This is a genomic window from Shewanella sp. 1180_01 (assembly GCF_052850535.1).
The window spans coordinates 51049-71296 of record NZ_VXCT01000007.1 but is presented as its reverse complement, the minus strand read 5'-3'; the positions used below and the strand labels follow the sequence as shown (position 1 = coordinate 71296).

18 protein-coding genes are annotated in these 20248 nt (G+C 45.9%); 11 read left to right on the top strand and 7 right to left on the bottom strand.

The window, feature by feature from the left end; translation table 11 throughout:
* Positions 1 to 21: 21 nt before the first annotated feature.
* Positions 22 to 279, bottom strand: coding sequence for a YceK/YidQ family lipoprotein (locus tag FW758_RS06240; RefSeq protein WP_251068942.1), 258 nt, complete (start codon positions 277 to 279; stop codon positions 22 to 24).
* Positions 280 to 836: 557 nt separating this feature from the next.
* On the opposite strand from FW758_RS06240, the gene FW758_RS06235 reads away from it, so the two are divergent.
* Together FW758_RS06235 and FW758_RS06230 are read left to right on the top strand one after the other, a co-directional pair.
* Positions 837 to 1706: a hypothetical protein gene (locus FW758_RS06235; RefSeq protein WP_446444933.1), complete on the top strand. Its 870-nt coding sequence runs from the start codon at positions 837 to 839 to the stop codon at positions 1704 to 1706.
* A 182-nt stretch (positions 1707 to 1888) separates the two neighbouring features.
* On the top strand, positions 1889 to 2764 hold the full coding sequence (locus FW758_RS06230) for a hypothetical protein (protein ID WP_446444932.1): 876 nt from the start codon (positions 1889 to 1891) through the stop codon (positions 2762 to 2764).
* 325 nt (positions 2765 to 3089) lie between these two features.
* Here the strand turns inward: FW758_RS06230 and glnA are convergent, their stop codons facing one another.
* Complete coding sequence (gene glnA, locus FW758_RS06225) at positions 3090 to 4499, bottom strand: glutamate--ammonia ligase (RefSeq protein ID WP_006079778.1); 1410 nt, start codon at positions 4497 to 4499, stop codon at positions 3090 to 3092.
* A gap of 1023 nt (positions 4500 to 5522) precedes the next feature.
* On the opposite strand from glnA, the gene typA reads away from it, so the two are divergent.
* On the top strand, positions 5523 to 7334 hold the full coding sequence (gene typA, locus FW758_RS06220) for a translational GTPase TypA (protein WP_012196535.1): 1812 nt from the start codon (positions 5523 to 5525) through the stop codon (positions 7332 to 7334).
* Between the two features lie 288 nt (positions 7335 to 7622).
* Here the strand turns inward: typA and FW758_RS06215 are convergent, their stop codons facing one another.
* The 3 genes from FW758_RS06215 to FW758_RS06205 form a co-directional block, all read right to left on the bottom strand.
* On the bottom strand, positions 7623 to 8645 hold the full coding sequence (locus FW758_RS06215) for a GGDEF domain-containing protein (RefSeq protein ID WP_011982169.1): 1023 nt from the start codon (positions 8643 to 8645) through the stop codon (positions 7623 to 7625).
* A 187-nt stretch (positions 8646 to 8832) separates the two neighbouring features.
* Positions 8833 to 10548 carry an LTA synthase family protein gene (locus FW758_RS06210; protein WP_237709421.1) on the bottom strand — a complete coding sequence of 572 codons (1716 nt, stop codon included), beginning with the start codon at positions 10546 to 10548 and terminating at the stop codon, positions 8833 to 8835.
* A gap of 260 nt (positions 10549 to 10808) precedes the next feature.
* Positions 10809 to 12023 carry a 4Fe-4S binding protein gene (locus tag FW758_RS06205; RefSeq protein WP_446444931.1) on the bottom strand — a complete coding sequence of 405 codons (1215 nt, stop codon included), beginning with the start codon at positions 12021 to 12023 and terminating at the stop codon, positions 10809 to 10811.
* Positions 12024 to 12382: 359 nt separating this feature from the next.
* Between FW758_RS06205 and FW758_RS06200 the strand changes: the two genes are divergently transcribed.
* Entirely contained in the window at positions 12383 to 13387 is a 1005-nt protein-coding gene (locus FW758_RS06200) for an isopenicillin N synthase family dioxygenase (RefSeq protein ID WP_446444930.1), read from the top strand.
* Between the two features lie 18 nt (positions 13388 to 13405).
* Positions 13406 to 14566, top strand: a complete 1161-nt coding sequence (locus FW758_RS06195; RefSeq protein ID WP_446444929.1) for a trans-sulfuration enzyme family protein — start codon at positions 13406 to 13408, stop codon at positions 14564 to 14566.
* A gap of 229 nt (positions 14567 to 14795) precedes the next feature.
* Here the strand turns inward: FW758_RS06195 and FW758_RS06190 are convergent, their stop codons facing one another.
* Positions 14796 to 15449, bottom strand: coding sequence for a DUF2959 domain-containing protein (locus tag FW758_RS06190; RefSeq protein WP_006079785.1), 654 nt, complete (start codon positions 15447 to 15449; stop codon positions 14796 to 14798).
* A gap of 29 nt (positions 15450 to 15478) precedes the next feature.
* The gene (locus tag FW758_RS06185; protein ID WP_006079786.1) at positions 15479 to 15700 is read right to left on the bottom strand and encodes a hypothetical protein; all 222 of its coding nucleotides are present in this window, start codon (positions 15698 to 15700) and stop codon (positions 15479 to 15481) included.
* An 81-nt stretch (positions 15701 to 15781) separates the two neighbouring features.
* Here FW758_RS06185 and FW758_RS06180 point away from each other — a divergent pair, with 81 nt between their 5' ends.
* The 6 genes from FW758_RS06180 to azoR all read left to right on the top strand — a co-directional run bounded on the left by FW758_RS06180 (position 15782) and on the right by azoR (position 20183).
* A complete protein-coding gene (locus FW758_RS06180) occupies positions 15782 to 16753 on the top strand; it encodes a virulence factor BrkB family protein (RefSeq protein ID WP_446444928.1) in 972 nt (323 codons plus the stop codon).
* 36 nt (positions 16754 to 16789) lie between these two features.
* A complete protein-coding gene (locus tag FW758_RS06175) occupies positions 16790 to 17755 on the top strand; it encodes an alpha/beta fold hydrolase (protein WP_446444927.1) in 966 nt (321 codons plus the stop codon).
* Entirely contained in the window at positions 17752 to 18357 is a 606-nt protein-coding gene (locus FW758_RS06170) for a hypothetical protein (protein ID WP_259527451.1), read from the top strand. Before FW758_RS06175 ends, FW758_RS06170 begins: the two co-directional genes overlap by 4 nt.
* A 17-nt stretch (positions 18358 to 18374) precedes the next feature.
* Positions 18375 to 18812, top strand: coding sequence for a D-aminoacyl-tRNA deacylase (gene dtd, locus FW758_RS06165; protein ID WP_011982175.1), 438 nt, complete (start codon positions 18375 to 18377; stop codon positions 18810 to 18812).
* 159 nt (positions 18813 to 18971) lie between these two features.
* Positions 18972 to 19427, top strand: coding sequence for a thioesterase domain-containing protein (locus FW758_RS06160; protein ID WP_432370387.1), 456 nt, complete (start codon positions 18972 to 18974; stop codon positions 19425 to 19427).
* A 159-nt stretch (positions 19428 to 19586) separates the two neighbouring features.
* Positions 19587 to 20183, top strand: a complete 597-nt coding sequence (gene azoR / locus FW758_RS06155; protein ID WP_006079792.1) for an FMN-dependent NADH-azoreductase — start codon at positions 19587 to 19589, stop codon at positions 20181 to 20183.
* Positions 20184 to 20248: the final 65 nt, after the last annotated feature.

Sequence of the window (20248 nt, the reverse complement as noted above, 5' to 3'; positions counted from 1 at the left end):
ATTTATTGGGTGCGATTATGCTTAAATCTTGTAGTCATAGCGGCAGACCATAGGTCGCGGGGTGTGGAGCTTGGGATCGCTGGGCGTGATCGCTAAATCTGCAGGTAGCATAACAGTATCGATGATCAACGCACTGCTCATATCAACAAGTGTCAGCGGGATGGTAAAGAGCAGCAAGGGCGGGGCCGCCAACGCGGAGATAATCATACACTCCTCGCCATTATCAACAGCCGTTTGCACACTTGAGAAAGAATGACCCCAAGTTGAATCTTCTCCCATCCTCGACGTTATCGTTGCACATCCCGTGAGAGAACAGCACACGACCAACCAAGTCAACCAACGCATAATCACTCCATTGTTTATATGTGAAAAACTGCATTGCTTCGGTATGATCTACTCACTTGATCAACTGAGAGCGTTAGTGATGTGGAACCAGATCAGGTTTCATTTGATGCCAACCTGTTCTGTTTCAACAGCTTGGCATTCTAACTATATGATTATATCTGTCAATTATTCATCAACAGAAACGAGATACAACCAAGCTCAATAACCTAGTTGTTAACGGCGACTCTTGTTTTGGATAAGTATTAATCATGGAGGTTTGTATGCCGTGCCTTCGCAGAACTCTGATGAGTTTTGAACATACTCTTTAAAATCAGTCTCCACTTCCCTCACTGGCCATCTAGCTACTTTTATTACTTTCCTTAAAACTGTTTCAGTAAATATTCGCTTGAGGGTAGGCCGAGAGCATATTATGTTGCTGATTTAAAATGGATGACTGGATTTACGCTTGGCGATGCCCACGCTACAAGTAGAGTCTACCGAGAGGTAACAGGATGAACAATAAAGCAGCGCCGCAGCAGTTGGCGTCGACAGAGCAAGACACACAACCGTTGAACGACAGCCGGTATGAAGATTTGCCACACAGTGAGTTCCTGCAATTACCCCAAGAGGATCAAGACCGGCTCAATAAGCTACGTCAGCAGCGCGTGCGTGAGGCGCCGACCCTATATGAGTGGGATATTAAGGTAGCGACTGTGTATGGCATTGGGTGGGTCATGGTCCTTATTCCGTGCGGGATTACGGCTCTAGTTGGGTTGGTGACATACTGGTATGGATTTGAGCAATGGTATTATTTTCTCATCATAGTGATGATTTTTGGGCCATTTATGCGCTACCTCTGGTTGGCCGACAAACTGTACCATTATCGGCTCACCACCGAGGGTTTAGTTACTACCTATCATGACGCGATTCCGGATGCAGCCTACGCGGTAGTGCGGGGGCTGGCTTGGTTTGGGGTGGTGGTTTGTATTGTCGGGGTGGCTTTTTTAGGCCCAGCAGCGCTGATTGGTGCAGGCGGAATGGCTCTAGGGGCATTTTTCTTTACTGGTTTTAAAAATGTAGAAACCACCTCAATAAGTGCTATCAAGCGTGGACATCCCCACATGATAAAAGTGACCCACAAGAGGCCATATATATCCTGTGATACAGACAGGTTTTATTTCGGATATTATTCAAATCTCGACTGTTATTGTCATCCCGAAGATATGCATAAAGTGTTGTCGCTACTGATGAAGCAATTACCGGGGGCGGAACTCTTTTTATTGAAAAATGAACGAATAGTTGGCCTCTCTAAAGTTGGCACCCGTGATGGCGAACCAGTCCAATTGTCAGATTTTGCCCCTGAGAATCCCCTGCCCAGTTAACGTTTTTCCTCGCGCCTATTATTGGCGCGAGATTCGGTGTCATCAGTGGCAGCTTTTCCACCAAGATGCTAACAGGCCTTATAGCGGCAAGATCGTCAAGGGCGAGAAGACATTAAGTACGAGCTGTGTGGGTAGGTTAACGATGACCGTGCAGTCCGTAGGCACAGCAAAGGAATAGCTATATGAATAAGAGAGCAGCGCCGCAGCAGCAGTTGGCGTCGACAGAGCAAGAGACAAAACTGTTGGACGACAGTCGGTATGAAGACCTGCCGCGCAGTGAGTTCCTGCAATTACCCCAAGAGGAGCAAAGCCGGCTCAATAAGCTACGTCAGCAGCGGGTGCGTGAGGCGCCCACGCTTTATGAGTGGGATATTCGGGTGGCGACTGTCTATGGTCTATTTTGGTTAACCTTCCTGATCCCGTGTGGTTTCTTAGCACTTATAGGGTGCTATTTGCTATCTGGCGATACTAGCTTGGGTATCGGGTTAATCATCATGGCTTTAATTATGTGCTTATCTGCTCGTTACCTCTGGTTTGCAGACAAGCTGTACCACTATCGGCTCACCACCGAGGGGCTAGTTACTACCTATCATGACGCTATTCCGGATGTCGCCTACGCGGTAGTGCGGGGGCTGGCTTGGTTTGGGGTGGTGGTTTGTATTGTCGGAGTGGCTTTTTTAGGCCCAGCAGCGCTGATTGGTGCAGGCGGAATGGCTCTGGGGGCATTTTTCTTCACCGGTTTTAAAAATGTAGAGACAACTTATGAGAGCCCTATAAAAAATGGGCATCGCCATTTGATTAAGGTAACGCGGAATCGTCCATTTATTGCCTGCCAATCGGATGTACGAACAATGGGCTTACGCGCAAGTATTCGTCTTCATTGCCCATTGGATAAGATGCACACTATCTTGTCATTGCTGATGACGCAGTTACCTGATTCTGAAATCCGTGTATTTAAAAATGAGCGCGTGTTAGATGGCGTACCATTTGCGTCATTTGAGTCAGGCGAACCTGCCCAACTGGCAGATTTTGCCCCTGACAATAACCTGCCTAGTTGAATAAAGCGTGGACACTTAACAATAATGGCGCGGTAGTTAACTTCCGACTATATAGGTGGTTTTTCTGCTGCATCCTCGTTTAGTTTAGGTCGGTTTTTAACCATCTATCTCTATTGTTGCTGTTGCCGCGGTGTCTGGCGTGCCTTCTCTGAATGATAAAAGAGTGGTTGGCGATGATGCCTATTTAGAGAGCAACGCGATGATTGAATCAGAATAAAAGTTGTATATACCTTCAAAATACAAAAAGCCCCGATAGCGTTGCTATCGAGGCTTTTATATTTCTGTATCAATTACATAAAGCGAGCCGGTTGTATAGCGCTAGCCATCACAGGCTGTAGTACATTTCAAACTCAAGTGGGTGAGTTGTACGTGCTACGCGCTCAGCTTCTGCTGTTTTCAGTACGATATAAGATTGGATGAAATCTTCACTGAACACGCCGCCTTTTGTCAGGAACTCATGGTCAGCTTGCAGATTTTCAAGGGCGTTTTCTAATGACGTTGCCACTTGTGGGATTTCAGCCGCTTCTTCTGGAGGCAGATCGTACAGATCTTTGTCCATCGCTTCACCTGGGTGGATCTTGTTTTGGATACCGTCAAGACCGGCCATCAGCAGCGCTGCGAAACCTAAGTATGGGTTGGCATGTGGATCTGGGAAACGCGCTTCGATACGACGGCCTTTAGGGCTTGGTACCACTGGAATACGGATTGATGCAGAGCGGTTACGGGCAGAGTAGGCCAACATAACAGGTGCTTCAAAGTGTGGCACTAAACGCTTGTAAGAGTTAGTGCTTGGGTTAGTGAAAGCGTTCAGCGCGCGAGCGTGCTTAATGATACCACCTATGTAGTACAGCGCCGTTTCACTTAAACCTGCGTATTTGTCGCCAGCGAACAAGTTAACACCGTCTTTCGCCAGAGATTGATGAACGTGCATGCCGCTACCATTGTCACCAACGATAGGTTTAGGCATGAAAGTCGCCGTCTTGCCGTAAGCGTGTGCCATGTTGTGCACTACGTACTTCAGAATTTGGATTTCATCCGCTTTCTTAGTCAAAGTATTGAAGCGAGTAGCGATTTCGTTTTGACCCGCAGTCGCCACTTCGTGGTGATGCGCTTCAACCACTTGACCCATTTCTTCAAGCACTAAACACATAGCGCTACGTAGGTCTTGTGATGAGTCAACCGGTGCAACTGGGAAGTAACCGCCTTTAGTGAATGGACGGTGACCTGTGTTGCCGCCTTCGTAGCTAGTGCCTGAGTTCCAAGCCGCTTCTTTAGCGTCGATCTTAACGAAACAACCAGACATGTCAGTACCGAAACGGACATCATCAAATAGGAAGAATTCTGGTTCTGGGCCAATCAACACAGTATCAGCGATACCTGTAGAGATTAGGTAAGCTTCTGCTTTTTTAGCAATTGAACGTGGGTCACGGTCATAACCCGTCATAGTACCTGGTTCAAGAATGTCACAACGGATCAGCGCTGTGGTTTCTTCGGTGAAAGGATCCAGTACGAATGTCGTTGGATCTGGCATCAGTACCATGTCTGATTCGTTAATGCCCTTCCAACCTGCGATAGAAGAACCGTCAAACATTTTGCCGTCTTCGAAGAAATCAGCATCTACCTGATGAGAAGGAATAGATACGTGCTGCTCTTTACCTTTAGTGTCGGTAAAACGTAAATCAACGAACTTAACTTCTAATTCTTCAAGTTGCTTTAAAACTGATTCAACTGACATTCTCAAGCCTCCGGTAGGGTAAAGGGATGCCCCTTCTATAATCTTTTAACTCAAGTTATTTATCTTGAGCCAAACTTACGAGCGATAAAGCGATATCCATGCCAATAATTTAACTAGCTGATTAACATGGTTTAAAATCTTTTCTGCACTTAATTGGATTCGTGTTTGCACCACTATGGTGCTTTTAGCTGTGGCATTTTGGTGCATCAATCCATTTTGGTGCGCACTGAATTGATTCATGCAAACCTAGGCTTGGATCCAAAGTAATAACATGCACTGCTTATGTGGCAGTGAGATGGCAGTGACGCCTTGGCTCACATTAGTCGCATAAGGACAGCAGCACTGAATCTCGCACATCTTTTCAGCACAGAACTGGACTATTTCTCTGGGCTGTTTCGCCGCCGCAAAATTGTCATAAAACCACGCTAGTCTGTCCAACTATGCCACGCATTCTCAATCCAATAGTGGTTTATTATCATATTATTAGGAAAGAGTTCGTTCTCATGTGCGAAATGTCTTTGCCGTTCACAGACCAAGTGAATAAGTAATGCGTAATAAAGGTATAGCGTGACAATGAAGTGAGTCTTAAAGACATTCAGTTTTCGCGGTCATAAACGCCAATATGAATGCCCAGTTAAATGTACGCTAGAATTTATTGCTGTTTCTCGGTGAGATGATTTCATCGCTGTGATATCAATTTTAATTGATGTTTAAATCAGCAGAAATGGTTTGCGTCTAGAGTATGAAAAATAGCAAATTCAGCTGCTTAACTCGGATTTTCCCTACTAATATGGCAATTGAACAGTGCTTTAACTGTGGTGGTAGAGGATTTCACTCAATGGAATATTGGCAGGAATTACCCAAGGATCGGCGGATTGTTTTATAAGTGTTCAAAAATAATCCTGTGCGCCAAGGCCGCTCTGGAGTAGAATGGCACGCTTTTTATTGTGGCGGATCGAGCTAGATCGCCATAACGAATTACTGAAATATCCCTATTTTTGTTTGATGGTAAGAGGTTTATCCGTGCTAGAGAATTTACGTAACATCGCCATTATTGCACACGTTGACCATGGCAAAACGACCCTGGTAGACAAGTTGCTGTCACAGTCAGGCACCCTTGCAACCCGAGGAGAAGCCACTGAGCGGGTGATGGACTCCAACGATCTTGAAAAGGAACGTGGGATCACGATTCTGGCAAAGAATACTGCCATCAAGTGGAACGACTACCGTATTAACATCGTTGATACCCCAGGCCACGCCGATTTCGGTGGTGAGGTTGAGCGTGTTCTGTCTATGGTTGACTCAGTATTATTGCTGGTTGATGCCGTTGACGGTCCAATGCCACAAACTCGCTTCGTAACGAAGAAAGCGTTTGCTCAAGGCTTAAAGCCAATCGTTGTTATCAACAAGATTGACCGTCCAGGTGCACGCCCAGATTGGGTTATCGACCAAGTATTCGACCTGTTCGACAACTTAGGCGCAACCGACGAGCAGTTAGATTTCCCAATCGTTTACGCTTCTGCGTTAAACGGTTTTGCAACTTTAGATCCGGATGTAGCGAGCGATGATATGACGCCGCTGTTCCAAACTATCGTTGAAAAAGTATCTTTCCCAGATGCTGACGCCGAAGGTTCGTTCCAGATGCAAATTTCGCAAATCGACTACAACTCATACGTGGGTGTTATCGGTATCGGCCGCATCAAGCGTGGTAGCGTTAAAACTAACCAACAAGTGACCATTATTGGCGCTGATGGCAAAACTCGTAACGGTAAAATGGGCCAAGTATTAGGTTACATGGGTCTAGACCGTACTGAAGTTGAAATTGCTAACGCGGGCGACATCGTTGCTATCACAGGTTTAGGCGAGCTGAAAATTTCTGACACTATCTGTGCCGTTGGCGCAGTAGAAGCAATGCCAGCTTTGACTGTTGATGAACCAACTCTGACTATGACTTTCCAAGTTAACACTTCACCTTTTGCTGGTAAAGAAGGTAAGTATGTGACTTCACGTAACATTCTGGAACGTCTGCAAACAGAATTAGTCCACAACGTGGCACTGCGTGTTGAAGAAACAGAAAGTCCAGATCGCTTCCGCGTATCTGGTCGTGGTGAATTGCATTTATCAATCCTGATTGAAAACATGCGTCGTGAAGGTTACGAGTTAGCCGTATCACGTCCAGAAGTAATTCTGAAAACCATCGACGGTGAACTGTGTGAACCATACGAGACGTTGACTGTTGACGTTGAAGAAGAAGATCAAGGCACAGTGATCGAGAAGTTAGGTACCCGTAAAGCTGAAATGAAAGACATGCAACTTGATGGTAAAGGTCGTGTACGTATCGACTTCATCATCCCAAGCCGTGGTTTAATCGGTTTCCAAACTGAATTCTTAACTGCGACTTCTGGTACTGGTCTAATCTACCACTCGTTCGACCATTACGGTCCACACAAAGGTGGCGATATCGGTCAACGCGCTAACGGCGTATTGATCTCTAACGCTACTGGTAAGGCTCTGACCTTCGCACTGTTTGGTCTACAGGATCGCGGTCGTCTCTTTATCGGCCATGCCGCTGAAGTATACGAAGGCCAAGTAGTTGGTATCCACGCTCGCTCAAACGATCTGACAGTTAACTGTCTGAAAGGTAAGCAGCTGACCAACATGCGTGCTTCTGGTACTGACGAAGCTCAAGTACTGACTACGCCAATCACCATGACACTTGAGCAAGCGCTTGAGTTCATCGATGATGACGAATTAGTTGAAGTAACGCCTAAGAACATTCGTGTTCGTAAGAGACACTTGACTGAAAACGATCGTAAGCGCTTTAACCGCGCTTAATGAGCGTCTGACTCGCCATTAAGGTGAGTCAATCGGTTTAAAAAGCCCTGCATAGGAAACTATGTGGGGCTTTTTGTTGGAACTTATTTGGTCATGGGCATATCGATACTTTGCGCTATGGAGCTGATGTGAAGTTTTATTCGTTACATCGCTAAAAGCTTAGTGCTTGCAGCATATATTCTCTGTGGCGCGTTGGGCTCAGCTCAACGTTGTAACTCTGTTGTTCTGCAATGAGAAAATAGGGTATGCCGGCGATTAGTTAAAAATGCTGAATCTTAAGATCTTGTATTACTTCTCATTCATCACCCGTATGCAATTGCGGCCTGCTGATTTTGCGCGGTAGAGGGCGGCATCGGCTTGGCGAACGAGTTCTAAAGCATTTTGTTGGTTAGAGGGCTGCAGATAAGCGACTCCTGCGCTGACGGTCACAATACCAAGGTCGGTATTCGCATGTGGAATGGCAATGGTTTGGATCAGTTGATGAATATGCTGCGCTGTGTCGAGCACCGTTTGTTTGTCGATATTGGGTAACAGAATGACAAATTCTTCACCACCGTAGCGAGCCACGAGTTCGCCCGCTCTGCGGCCGGATTGGGACAAAGTACTGGCCAGTTGTTTAAGGCAATCATCGCCGGCGAGGTGGCCATAGTGATCGTTAAATTGTTTGAAGTGGTCAATATCGAGCATGATGAGTGCCAGTGAGGAATTGCTCCTTTGTCCTCGGCTCCACTCCGTTTGTAACATCATGTCAAATAGGCGGCGGTTGCCGATATTGGTTAAACCATCGGTATTGCTGAGTATTTCGAGTTGCCTATTGGCTTCTGCCAGCTCACAGGTTCGCGCCTTGATCATGGATTCAAGTTCGACATTACGCTCTTCTAATCGGGCTATAGGGTAAATCTCCCCTTTGTGGGCTAAGCCGTAGGGGATGGATATGCCACTGTGGGCAATCATCCAGTCTTTGTGTTCTAAACGAAATATCAATACTAGCCGTGCCGTTTCGCGGGAAAACATAGGATTAGGGATGGGTAAGTGGATATGGAAAAAGGCAGTCACAACCACGAGGTTATCGGCAAGATCTTGTAAGGAGAGATCTAACATTTCGATATGGATCCGCTCAGGCACTTGTGCAAAGTCCTGCCGAGTGATCCGCACCCATTCTTCCCTGTCGGTCACAAGCTGGTCACTACTGCCAGCATAGCCGCTAAAGTTCTCACTAAAGCGGTGGGTTAGCCTGTCATCACGGGAGGAATACATCTCAATGTATTCGTCAAATAACGAACGGATCAGTTGCTGTCGGTTGGGTCGCATAGGCTAGCTCCGTGATGGAACATAAAACCACTTATCTGGTACTCGCATAGGAATAGTATCAGCGATAAAATCGAGTGGTTGCCTGATTGTAGTCAATGTTATGACTTATATATTAAAAATACTGCAGATAGTGATGTAAGCTATTATCTGCAGTGTACTTCGTCAGATTAGCGGTGTTTTGAATGCACTACTTAACCCAAGTATTGTTCAAAACTGCTTGTTGCGAGAGTTGAAATTCAAGTTTTAGCTGTTCTGCATACTGAGGAGCTTGATTCTCAATAAAATCTGCATTATCGCTCTCTGATATGATTTTATCTCCAGCAATTAAAAAATTACCCGAGTTGGTAAATGCACCAAGTAAGTCACCTTTTACAACAATGCTATAGGGTTTTCGTTCCCTATAAAGAGAGCGACCAACTGATGCGAACTCGTCATTAAAGCCGAGTAAATCAAAAGCTGTAGGTAAAATATCTAGTTGGCTTGCAAGTATTTTATGCCGTTTAGGAGTTATGTTTTGTCCAGGACGGTAAATCCATAACGGAATATGGAACGCACTTTCTAAGCCCGGATTTTTCGTGTTGAACAAAGTATGATCTGCCAAAATCATAAAGGTCGTATTTTCGTACCAGTCCTGTTTTGATGCTTCTGCAAAAAATGCTTTAAGAGCTTCATCTGTATATCTAACAGTGTTCAAAAAATCTGTAAATGTATCTTGCCCATATGGATAAACCTGTAAGTGCTTCGGTGTTTCGACATAGGGCATATGGGTGGTGCCTGTAAACGAAAAGCTAATAAATGGCTGCGTTTTTTTGTTTGCTAATTCGAGTGTTTTCATCAACATCTCATAATCCCAACCAAATTGTGCGCCATCAGGATCGGGATAATCTGTTCGTGTTATCGGGATATCACTGCGTCCAAGATATTGCTGAAAACCGGCATAGTTGGCTATTGAATCTAAACGAATCGAGTCACGTTTTGAGCTTTGCAGCATTTGGGTTTGATAGCCATGGGCTTGAGCAATATTACCAATTTTTGTTAGTCGTGATAATTCCAGGCCACCTCCGATATAACCAACACTCTCAAGGGGCGGCAAGCCAAATAAGCTCGCTTGAACGCCTAAGTTACTACGCTGAGCAGCGGCATAGAAATTATCATAAACCTCAGCTTTTTTTGACAACTCATCTAAGAATGGGGTTACTTTATAGTCTGAACCCGATAATCCATCAATATAAGCATAACTTAATGCTTCAACCAAAATGATAACTAAGTTACGACCATTAGGTGTATTCTCTGGGAATTGACTTAAGAATGGGTATTTATATGCTTCATCTTCTGTTTTATTGAGATGTTGTTTAATTTCTTCTGAACTAAAGAAATTATAATCGGTACGCTTAAAAATTTGAGTGGTACCTTTACCGCCAGTGTAAATACCATTTAAGATTAAATTTGCTTGTTGTTCACTTTGGTTTTTATAAGCATCGATAATACCAAGTGGCTTACCCTGTAAATTTAATCCCCGTAGGAATAATATCAAAACTGGGATAGCGATAATAAATACGCTGATTTGTGATGCAAGAGTTCTATGCTTTTGATTGTTGTGGAAAAACAATTGATATTTCTTTATTAGAAAAATAATTGCTAGAATAATGATAGCAAAGCTTAATATCGTTAATGCTAAATGATCTTTCACCAAAAATGGTAATACGAAAGATGTTTCAGTCATTAATAATGGTAGATCGCTAAATGTGTGTCTATTTACTACACCAAAATAAATGAAGTCTCCTATAAGTGCTAGCGTAGACAGCAATAGCATAATTAAACCAAGCTTTAAGCCCATTCCTTTGATGAACGTTGCAATACGACCACTTCCTGGTACTAATATTAGCAATGTAGGTATGAGCATGACGTAGCCTGTTGTCATGATATCAAAGCGAAATGATGTAAATATCACCGTGAGTAAATCGAGAGTTTCCTTATAATAATCGCGATATACAATGTAATTCGCTATGCGAGAACAATTTAAAATGAATAGCATGGAAATATATAGAAACAACACGCTGCGAAATTTACTCTGTTTCATACGATAAAATTTTCAATGACAGTTTAAGGAGGCGCATAATAACACACCACCTTAGACTAGTTCAAAAGCAAACCTATACCCAGCTAATGCCCCACTCTATCTATCACTTGGATCAGTTCCATGCGGATATTGTCGGGTGTTTGGCTATGCCAGAAACCCGCTAAGTACGCGCCCAACGGCAGAATAAATAATGCGATTAGCACTAATGCAAGCAATCCCTTGTGGCCGAGTCTGTGGCCGGATTTAAGTCCTAGGCCAAGGGCGGCTGATTTTGGACAAGCGGCGACGCAGCGCATACAGGCTTGGCACTCGTCACTGCGAACCGTGGTTTTGGTGTGTACTATGATGTTTGCTGGGCAGGCGCGGCTGCACTTGTCGCATTTCATTCCTTTTGCTTCGATAAGACAGTGCTGGCTATCGCGGCGGATTTTTAAGGGGCTCGCAAAACTTAAGATCCCGAGTATGGCACCATAAGGGCACAAGTAACGGCAGAATCCCTGACGGCGCCATGCGGCTAAGGCAAGGATCAACGCAAACACTAATAAGGTAATTAGGCTCGGTGTTAGAAAGAACAGTGCCATCTTCAAGTCGGCAATCTTATGGTAATTACCTTCGAGATAATTAGGAATCGATTGCGCTGGCATACCAATCACTATGTAACAGAGGCCAAGCAACAATAGATACTTGAGCATACGCAGTGGCCAATCGAGCCAAGCGGGTGGTGTTAGTTCTGATTTAATAAAGCGTTTTCTAAAGGCATACAGATATTCTCCTGCCAAACCTAATGGGCAAGCCCAGCCACAAAATGCTCGCTTGCAGAGTAATCCTGTGAGTAATACCGCAGCTAACATCACCGCCGCCGCAGGATGGGTTTGATCCCATAAATTCAGACTGACAATGGCCTTAAGCTCAATGCCGCCAGCAATCGGCAGGAAAGCATCGACCACATCGGGGCGCATGAGCCAAGGTGTGATCCCTTGCTTAAGCAGTATGGTGTTGATTGTGTATTGCACGGCAACCAGCAAAAGCGATAGCGCTAAGACATGCTGAGTGCCTTCCCGCAGGGTGTTGATTTTAATCTCACCCTTGAAAGAATCTGGCGCAAATTTATGCCCCAATAATGCCAACGGCAGCGCAATAATCAGTCCGAGTGCCAATGGCCAGTAAAGGCTAATCGCGACGGCGCTGACGCTGAGTAACTGTGTGGCGGCAGCGCCCCATTTCTGGCCGCTCCAATAGCTGAGCGAGGCGAGATACATGAGTGCCAACATCAGGGTGAGTGATTCGATAAAAGTCATAGTGATGAATACAGCGAATGAGTAACGAGTACAGTGTCTGAGTGATGAACTGATGATAAGTTTTTGAGTATTAAGTGAAATTGTGCGACAGGTCTAAGATTGGCGCTATCAATCCACTAAAGCGCGCCATAGCTCACAAAGCCAAGTGTTTTGGGCTTGCACAAAAAAAGAAGGGGTTGCAGGGAGGCGAGATGAGTAACGTTACGACTCATCGACAAGTGAAAGGGAAGCCTAGATGTCTATATATCCAAATGATCTAATATTCTTTCTTGATATATCAAATGGTTATTAATTCGTTATCCATTACCTTATAAAGGCATAGAATCCGACTCAAATCATGCGTTGAATTGGAGTCATTGATGGAACAATTACCGATATTGAATTTAAGCGATTGGCATGCGGGTGGGCAAAGTCGTCATGCCTTTATTACTAAACTTGCCGATGCAGCTAGAAGGATAGGTTTTTTCTATTTAACTGGCCATGGCATTGAGCTCGCGAGACAGCAGCAAGTACTTCAGTTAGCTAGGGATTTCTTTGCGCTCCCTCTCGCCGATAAGCTCGCGGTGAAAATGACGAACACGCCTCATTTTCGTGGTTATACCCGTTTACAAGGTGAATTGACCTTAGGGAAGCCTGATTTGCGTGAGCAATTTGACATAATGCAAGAGGAAACCGCTAATCCTCCGCGTTCGGATGTGCCAAAATGGTCGCAATTACAAGGACCTAATCAATGGCCGTCCCAATTACCGCAGATGAAAACGATTTTATTGGAATGGCAACAGGACTTAGCCGATACCAGTGTTACGCTATTGAAGGCGCTCGCTGTCGCATTAGAGCAATCAGAGACCGCATTCGATGCAACGATTGATGCTGGCCCATATCAACACATGAAGCTTATCCGCTATCCAAGTGCGAATGGAGAGACTTCTGGTCAAGGGGTGGGAGCGCACAAAGATCCTGGCTACCTCACCTTAGTGCTACAAGATAAGCAATCGGGTTTAGAAGTCCAGACTGACGATGGCTGGTTAAGCATACCGCCCTTGGAGGGCGCCTTTGTTGTTAATATAGGTGAGTTACTTGAGTTAGCCTCTAACGGGTATTTAAAAGCCACTTATCACAGGGCCACTAGCCCGCCTGCTGGAGTTGAGCGCTACTCTTGCGCCTTTTTTATGGCGGCACAGTTGAACGCTACGGTTCCCTTGTTACCCTTGCCTGAATATTTGGCACGCCAAGCCCAAGGGCCTGCAAGCGATCCATTAAATCCTCTCTTTCACCAAGTTGGCCAAAACGTATTAAAAGGGCGTTTACGCTCACATCCTGATGTTGCGAAAGCGCATTACGCCTCATTTGCCAATGCTATTTAATTGTTATTAGGATCTATTATGCAGTTTAAAACCAAATTACTTCACACCCATCATACCGCTGAAAACTCAACGGGTGCGCTCACGACACCTATCTATCAAAGTAGCACTTTTGCCTATGGCAGTGCCGAAGATGGTCGAGCGCGTTTTGCCGGTGAACAGCCTGGGTTTATCTACAGTCGTATGGCGAATCCCACAGTACAGGCTCTTGAACACCAATTGTCCCAGCTAGAGGGGGCTGATGACGCGCTCGTGGTTGCGAGTGGTATGGCGGCAATCAGCAGTATTTTCTATGCCTTGGCCAGTCAAGGTGATGAGATCGCATTTATCGATCCTGTATATGGTGGTACTGCGGCATTTCTAATCCAAACGCTGACCCGCGCGGGCATTACAGTGCGCCGTTATCAAGATGACGACCACTTATTGTCTGAGATAAGCCCCGAGACAAAAATTATCTTATTTGAGCCTATTACCAATCCGACGTTAAAAGTCAGTGATTATCGTAAGGTAAAGCTCGCCGCTGAGCGGGTTGGGGCAATCACCATTTGTGATAATACGTTTTTAACGCCGTATTTATTCAAACCGCTGGAACATGGCATAGATATCGTGATGCACAGTGCCACTAAATATTTAAGTGGACATGGTGATTTAATCGCAGGTGTGGTCGCGGGCCGTAAAGCATTAATGCAGCCAATTCGCACCATAGCACTTAAGCATATTGGGGCTGCTATTGGGCCACAGGAAGCCTATTTACTGCAGCGCGGTTTACGTACTTTAGCGTTGCGAATGGATGCCCATCTTGCGGGAGCCGCTAAAGTCGCTGCTTTTTTAGCATCACATCCGAGCGTCGCAAAAGTCTATTACCCTGGGCTTTCACAGGACCCTGGGCATCAAGTTTTGAGTGAAACGATAAATGCCTTTGGCGGTATGGTGAGTATTGAGCTTGAAGGCGGGTTTAGCCGAGCGGCGCAGTTTTTAGATAATTTAAACCTATTTACTCAAGCGGTCAGTTTAGGCGATCTAGAAAGCCTAGCTTGCCACCCAGCAAGTACTACTCATGCGGCAATGGATGCCGCGAGCAGGCTGGCGTCTGGGGTGAACGATAACCTGATCAGACTGAGTATTGGCGTTGAAGATCCTCAAGATTTAATTGCCGATCTTGAAAAGGCATTAGCAATATAAGACGGATAATTTGAATCCGGCCTGTAGCTAAGATCGTGTGACAACTCGCGGTAGATTTTTCCTGCGGGATAATTTGATAAATGGTCAATCACTTAGTGTGATGTGCAATGTCAGCAACTCACTAACAATGACTCATATTAAGCGGCGATGAGTTAGCCCAAGCTGTTAGTTCTGTTTTCTTTAATTGAAACTAACAGCTTGCGCCTCGAAGGAGTCAAAGGTATTCAAGCTAACTTTTGGATTTTTCGAGTGACTCAATAAACTTGTTCGACTCGTTAATCGATTTGTTCATCTCTTTAATCAGGCCTGAAATATCGGTTTGCAGGCTGGCAAATTCGCCTTTGATCGCACCAATGGCTTGGGCGTTCAAGTTATGCTTGAGATACAGCATGTTGTCTTTCATGGCGGTGAGGATGGGCGGCATTTTTGATTCGGCGCGGTGCATGCTTTTGATCAATTGTTCGTAGGCGCGGCGGGTTTCTTTGAGCTTAGCTTCACTGTTACGGCGCAGGCTGGCTTTGCTGATCTCGCCAATTTCATCTTGCCACTCATCGAATAACGCTTCGGCTACATCTTCAACTTTCTTGATGCGGTTACTGACGTTATCTGCGGCGCTTTGGGCCGATTCGTATTCATCCTTAGCCTTGTTATAGGCTTTTTCTAGGTTGCCGCCATCGTGATTGAGCAGGGCTTGCATCTCTTCGAGGGCCGAGCTGAACTCTTTTTGGGCGTCCTCTTGGGATTCTTTCGCGTCTTTAACTCTGTCGACCATAATATCGCGTTTATGGTAACCGACCTTTTCCATCGCGCCGTAATAGGCACTTTGGCAACCACTGAGCAGGAGGCTTGCGGCAATCAGGCCTGAAGTTATCAGTCTTTTCATTGGGTATTCCGTCACTGAGTGAATTGAAATTAATCGGCCTTAAATCGGGCCGCATCGATAATGCTCCACAGATGAAAGATAGCACCTATTACCGCGGGCACAATTAGCCACCAGAGGGCATAACCCACCACTGTGATAATGAAAAATAACAGTGCGGCCATAATGCGGCCTTGTAATAGTTGGCCTAACCCAGGGAAAAATAGGCTAGCAATAGCGGAAATAACGTTACCCGCAGATCCTTGTTGAGACATCAATTCACTCCTTAGACTTGTAAATTAAGTGTTTATTGTACGAAGATAACGAGTCTATACCAACAGAATCAAGAGAAACCCGTGACTAAGAAGATAGAACTGGCACAAATTCGCGTCTTATTCCTCGGGATCTGGCACTTCCTGCTGCATTTAAGGCGGCGTTTAGTGGAAGATCAGATCAATATCCGCGCCGGACACTTGGCCTATGTCACGCTATTGTCACTCGTGCCTATGGTGGCCGTGACTATGTCTATGCTGTCGGCGTTTCCAGTGTTTAAGGGCATTCGTGGGCAGATAGAAGGCTTTGTTTACGAAAACTTTTTACCCGCTGCTGGCGACACAGTGCAAGTGTATATCAATGAATTTGTGGGCAATGCGTCTAAGGGCACAGCCGTGGGGATCGCGGCCTTAGTGGTGGTTGCCATTATGCTGATTTCCGCCATCGACAAATCACTCAATAACATTTGGCGCACTAAAGAGAAGCGTTCCGTGGTGGTCGCATTTTCTATGTATTGGATGGTGCTAACGTTAGGGCCGGTATTGGTCGGGGCGAGTTTGGTCGCATCTTCCTATGTGATTTCACTGAAGGTGTTTGAAGCTGAAGCTTTATCGGGCATGTTGCCGATTTTTATTGCGCGTTTGCCCATGTTGTTTTCAGTTGCCGCATTCCTGCTTTTATACATGGTGGTGCCGAATCAGAAGGTGAAGTTTTTACATGCGTTATTGGGGGCGATTGTGGCCGCGCTCTTGTTTGAGCTAGGTATAAAAGGCTTTGCCTTGTACGTGACTCAGTTTCCAAGTTATGAAGCCATCTACGGCGCGCTCGCGACGATACCCATAGTGTTTGTCTGGGTGTATTTATCGTGGATGATAGTGCTGCTCGGCGCGGAAATTACCGCGGCTATGCCAGAATATTTAGATTATGAATCAAGCTCTGATGATGAAACGGCCTTGAATGCCAAGCCATTAGCAGATGCCAGCCAAGGTGATTCGTCGTCAGTATTAACGTCGGCAGAGGTGACGGCACTCAAGGCCGTGGCGAAATCGGAATGACATCCCTAAACGGTTAAGTAATGGCGATAACACTTAATGCCTGAATCAGTGCCCGAATCCTTTCCCCCTTTTATCCGCCGCGACTGGTTTAGCGTTGGCAATGGTCAGCAATTACATCTGGCGCAATACGGTAATCCTCAAGGTATCCCTCTGTTGTATTTGCACGGCGGTCCGGGAGCAGGTTGTGATATCGGTGATTTAGCCCTATTTAATGGCGAACAATATTGGATTTTGCTGTTAGATCAACGAGGTTCTGGGCAATCCTTGCCCTTTGGCGATTTAGCCCATAATCATCTTAATGGTTTGATCTGCGATATGGAGGCTATTCGCCTCGCGTTAGGTATTGAGCGCTGGTGTTTAGCGGGCGGCTCCTTTGGGGCCACATTAGGCTTAATTTACAGCGGATTATTTCCCGAACGGGTGATAGCGCAAGTGCTGTGGGCGTTATTTATTCCGTCTAAAGAAGGCATCGATTGGCTCTATGGCGCTGACGGCGCGGCAAAATTGCAACCTGCGGCTTATCGACTCTTCAGTGGTAATGCGCCCGTTGCGCCATCGCTGGCTGAACTGCTGGATTTATACCATCAAGGTTTGGCATCGGCCGATGAAAACCTGCGACACCATTTTGCGCGGCGTTGGGTTCAGTGGGAGCTAAAGCTCGCGGGGGCGAGATTGGTGTTGCCAAGACAGTTACCTGACCCAGTATTAGCGTTAGCGGATATCGAATTGCACTTTGCTCTGCATGATTACTTCAATGCCATGAGTGTGTTGCAACGCGTGACGCCTAGGGTGAAGGCGCGTAGTGTGTTATTGCAAGGAATGCAGGATGCGATTTGCCCAGCGGCGCTATTGCGCGATTTTTTGGCTGGGTTAGAGCATGCTATTACGATTCAATCTGTTGCCGACGGCGGACATATGCTCAATAGCGAGTCGTTGTTTTTGGCGGTCACAGCAGAAATCCATGCTATGTGGTCGTGGATACATCAAAGGGAAATACAATGAAAACATTGCTCATCAGTGCCAGTTTACTCGGATTAACTGCCTGTGCCGCCACGGCGCCCTCGCAAACCAGCGCGATTGACCCTGTGGTGGCTCAGGAGACCGTGAGTGCGCCCGTCGCGCCCAAAGTCGTTGAACTGGGTGGACTAACCAATGACGCTGCCGCTGAGCGCTTGTATCAAGCGTTGATTAACGCTAACTACTTGGCCACCAAGGTTGCGCCAACTAAAGTCGCGGTGCAGTTTGGTAATAACCAGTTTTTGCTTGAGCCGAGTATTAATTCTGCGGGCATTGACCGTATTTTAATGAATCGTTTCTATGCTGTGCATCCGCAATTACAGGCTAGCCAAGAGCTGCCTGTGGTGATTGGCACTTTGAATCAAAAGCTTAATTTTGCCAAGTTCGTGTTGCTGGACCAAGGCGCTGTGATCCAAATACAAGGCACTGTCACCTTTGCCGATCGTGTTGAAATCGAAGAGTTACGTCGTTTTATGCTGTGGACCAATGGCGGTTTGGCACAAGTCGCGCAATCCCTGCCAGATGGCATCGATCAATATATTCGTCCTATCCCGCTCATGCAGCAAATGGTTCCCGTTAAGCCTTAATCTAAAAAGGAAAAGTTGTGATTGCGTTAATTCAAAGAGTGAGCCGCGCCAGTGTGGTTGTCGATAATCAAACCATAGGTGCAATCGATAAGGGTCTGTTGGTACTCCTGGGCGTCGAGCAGCAGGATACCCGTGAGAAGATGGAAAAACTGGCAACTAAAGTGATGAGTTATCGCGTGTTTTCCGATGAAAATGGCAAGATGAATCTCAACCTAGAGCAAGTCGGTGGCTCTTTGTTAGTGGTGTCGCAATTTACCTTGGCCGCCGATACGGGCCGTGGCTTGAGACCGAGTTTTTCGGGCGCCGGTACGCCGGATCAAGCCTTGGCACTGTATGAAGAGTTTGTCGCATTTTGCCGCGCTAAGGGCGTGACCACAGAAACCGGACAATTCGGCGCCGATATGCAAGTGTCCTTAGTCAATGATGGCCCTGTGACTTTTAATCTGCAGGTGTAGCTTCTTATCGCACGAGTGATTGCGTTAGTTATTGTGTTAGCTATTACGTTAGCTATTACGTTAGCTATTACATTAGTCATCGCGTGGTTTTTCTGGGGGATAGAGTGTTGAACTTATTCGGTGTTAGCTGTGAAGAGGGTTGTATCGAGGTAAATGCACATGGATGAATTACTACTTACTCAATTACTCACTCAGTTACGCCAGACGTGGCACAGTACTATTCCTGTTAGCGAATTTATGCAGATTGCGCCACTCGATTACAGCGAGGGTGAGTTTCGAGTCACTGCGCCGATAGCGCCCAATATTAATCTGCATCAGACCATGTTTGCCGGCAGCATTTATACCTTGATGACCTTAACTGGCTGGGGCGCTGTGTGGCTGAACCAGCAGTTAGCTGGCGTTGCGGGTGACATTGTGCTCGCCGATGCCCATATTCGTTATCTCGCTCCAGTGACTTGTGACCCTGTGGTAACAGTGCAATGGCCAGATGTGGATCTCAGCCCGTTGCAAAGGGGGCGCAGAGTTAAAGTGAAGTTAGCTGTGCAATTGTATTGTGATGCTAAGCTTTGTGCGGTATTCGAAGGCCTGTATGTCAGTGCGCCGAAAGCGAGTTAATTTATAGCACGTCGCAACAACCTATAACCTTTCTAAAAAATCGAAGTGAATCTCAAATTTTATCCACTTTATTTCTTTTTTATGGGCGAATACACTAGCGTCATAGAGTTGAGATATTCCATCTGACTCTGAGTCATTTACCTATTTTCGGAGCAGATTATGTCTAAAGTCTTAATTTTAAAATCAAGCATTCTTGGCGGTTATTCACAATCTGCCGTGTTAATTGACCACTTAGCTAGCCACTGGGAAACCCAAGGCGCCGCTATCACAGTACGTGATTTAGGCGGTAAAGACGTGCTGCCTATGGTAGACGGTGAAATAGCTTCTGGTTTACGTGGTGGTGCAGAATTGTCGGCACGTCAGCAAGAAATGCTCGCATTATCAGATACCTTAGTTGCTGAATTAAAAGCGAACGACACTATTGTTATCGCAGCGCCTATGTATAACTTCACTATTCCGGCTCAACTTAAAAACTGGATCGATTTCATTGCCCGCGCTGGTGTGACTTTTACTTACACTGAAACGGGTCCAAAAGGATTAGTGGAAGGTAAACGCGCTGTGTTAGTGACGACCCGTGGCGGCGCTCACAAAGATGGCCCAACGGATCACGTTGTACCTTACTTGAAAACGGTTTTAGGCTTTATTGGTATCACTAATGTTGAAGTGGTTTACGCCGAAGCGCTGAACATGGGTCCTGAAGCACACGACAAAGGCATGAGCGAAGCGAAACACAGTATCGATCAGCTGAAGGCTTAATTTTCCCATTGATTAGTTGAGTCATTTGATTTAGCTGAATAAATAATGCCAGCCCTTAATAGGTT

Excerpts from the sequence above, each read along its gene's own strand:
- FW758_RS06240 (WP_251068942.1), bottom strand. The coding sequence starts at position 279 with ATGGGAGAAGATTCAACTTGGGGTCATTCTTTCTCAAGTGTGCAAACG.
- FW758_RS06235 (WP_446444933.1), top strand. The coding sequence starts at position 837 with ATGAACAATAAAGCAGCGCCGCAGCAGTTGGCGTCGACAGAGCAAGAC.
- FW758_RS06230 (WP_446444932.1), top strand. The coding sequence starts at position 1,889 with ATGAATAAGAGAGCAGCGCCGCAGCAGCAGTTGGCGTCGACAGAGCAA.
- glnA (WP_006079778.1), bottom strand. The coding sequence starts at position 4,499 with ATGTCAGTTGAATCAGTTTTAAAGCAACTTGAAGAATTAGAAGTTAAG.
- FW758_RS06215 (WP_011982169.1), bottom strand. The coding sequence starts at position 8,645 with ATGCGACCCAACCGACAGCAACTGATCCGTTCGTTATTTGACGAATAC.
- FW758_RS06210 (WP_237709421.1), bottom strand. The coding sequence starts at position 10,548 with ATGCTCATACCTACATTGCTAATATTAGTACCAGGAAGTGGTCGTATT.
- FW758_RS06205 (WP_446444931.1), bottom strand. The coding sequence starts at position 12,023 with ATGACTTTTATCGAATCACTCACCCTGATGTTGGCACTCATGTATCTC.
- FW758_RS06200 (WP_446444930.1), top strand. The coding sequence starts at position 12,383 with ATGGAACAATTACCGATATTGAATTTAAGCGATTGGCATGCGGGTGGG.
- FW758_RS06195 (WP_446444929.1), top strand. The coding sequence starts at position 13,406 with ATGCAGTTTAAAACCAAATTACTTCACACCCATCATACCGCTGAAAAC.
- FW758_RS06190 (WP_006079785.1), bottom strand. The coding sequence starts at position 15,449 with ATGAAAAGACTGATAACTTCAGGCCTGATTGCCGCAAGCCTCCTGCTC.
- FW758_RS06185 (WP_006079786.1), bottom strand. The coding sequence starts at position 15,700 with ATGTCTCAACAAGGATCTGCGGGTAACGTTATTTCCGCTATTGCTAGC.
- FW758_RS06175 (WP_446444927.1), top strand. The coding sequence starts at position 16,790 with ATGCCTGAATCAGTGCCCGAATCCTTTCCCCCTTTTATCCGCCGCGAC.
- FW758_RS06170 (WP_259527451.1), top strand. The coding sequence starts at position 17,752 with ATGAAAACATTGCTCATCAGTGCCAGTTTACTCGGATTAACTGCCTGT.
- FW758_RS06160 (WP_432370387.1), top strand. The coding sequence starts at position 18,972 with ATGGATGAATTACTACTTACTCAATTACTCACTCAGTTACGCCAGACG.
- azoR (WP_006079792.1), top strand. The coding sequence starts at position 19,587 with ATGTCTAAAGTCTTAATTTTAAAATCAAGCATTCTTGGCGGTTATTCA.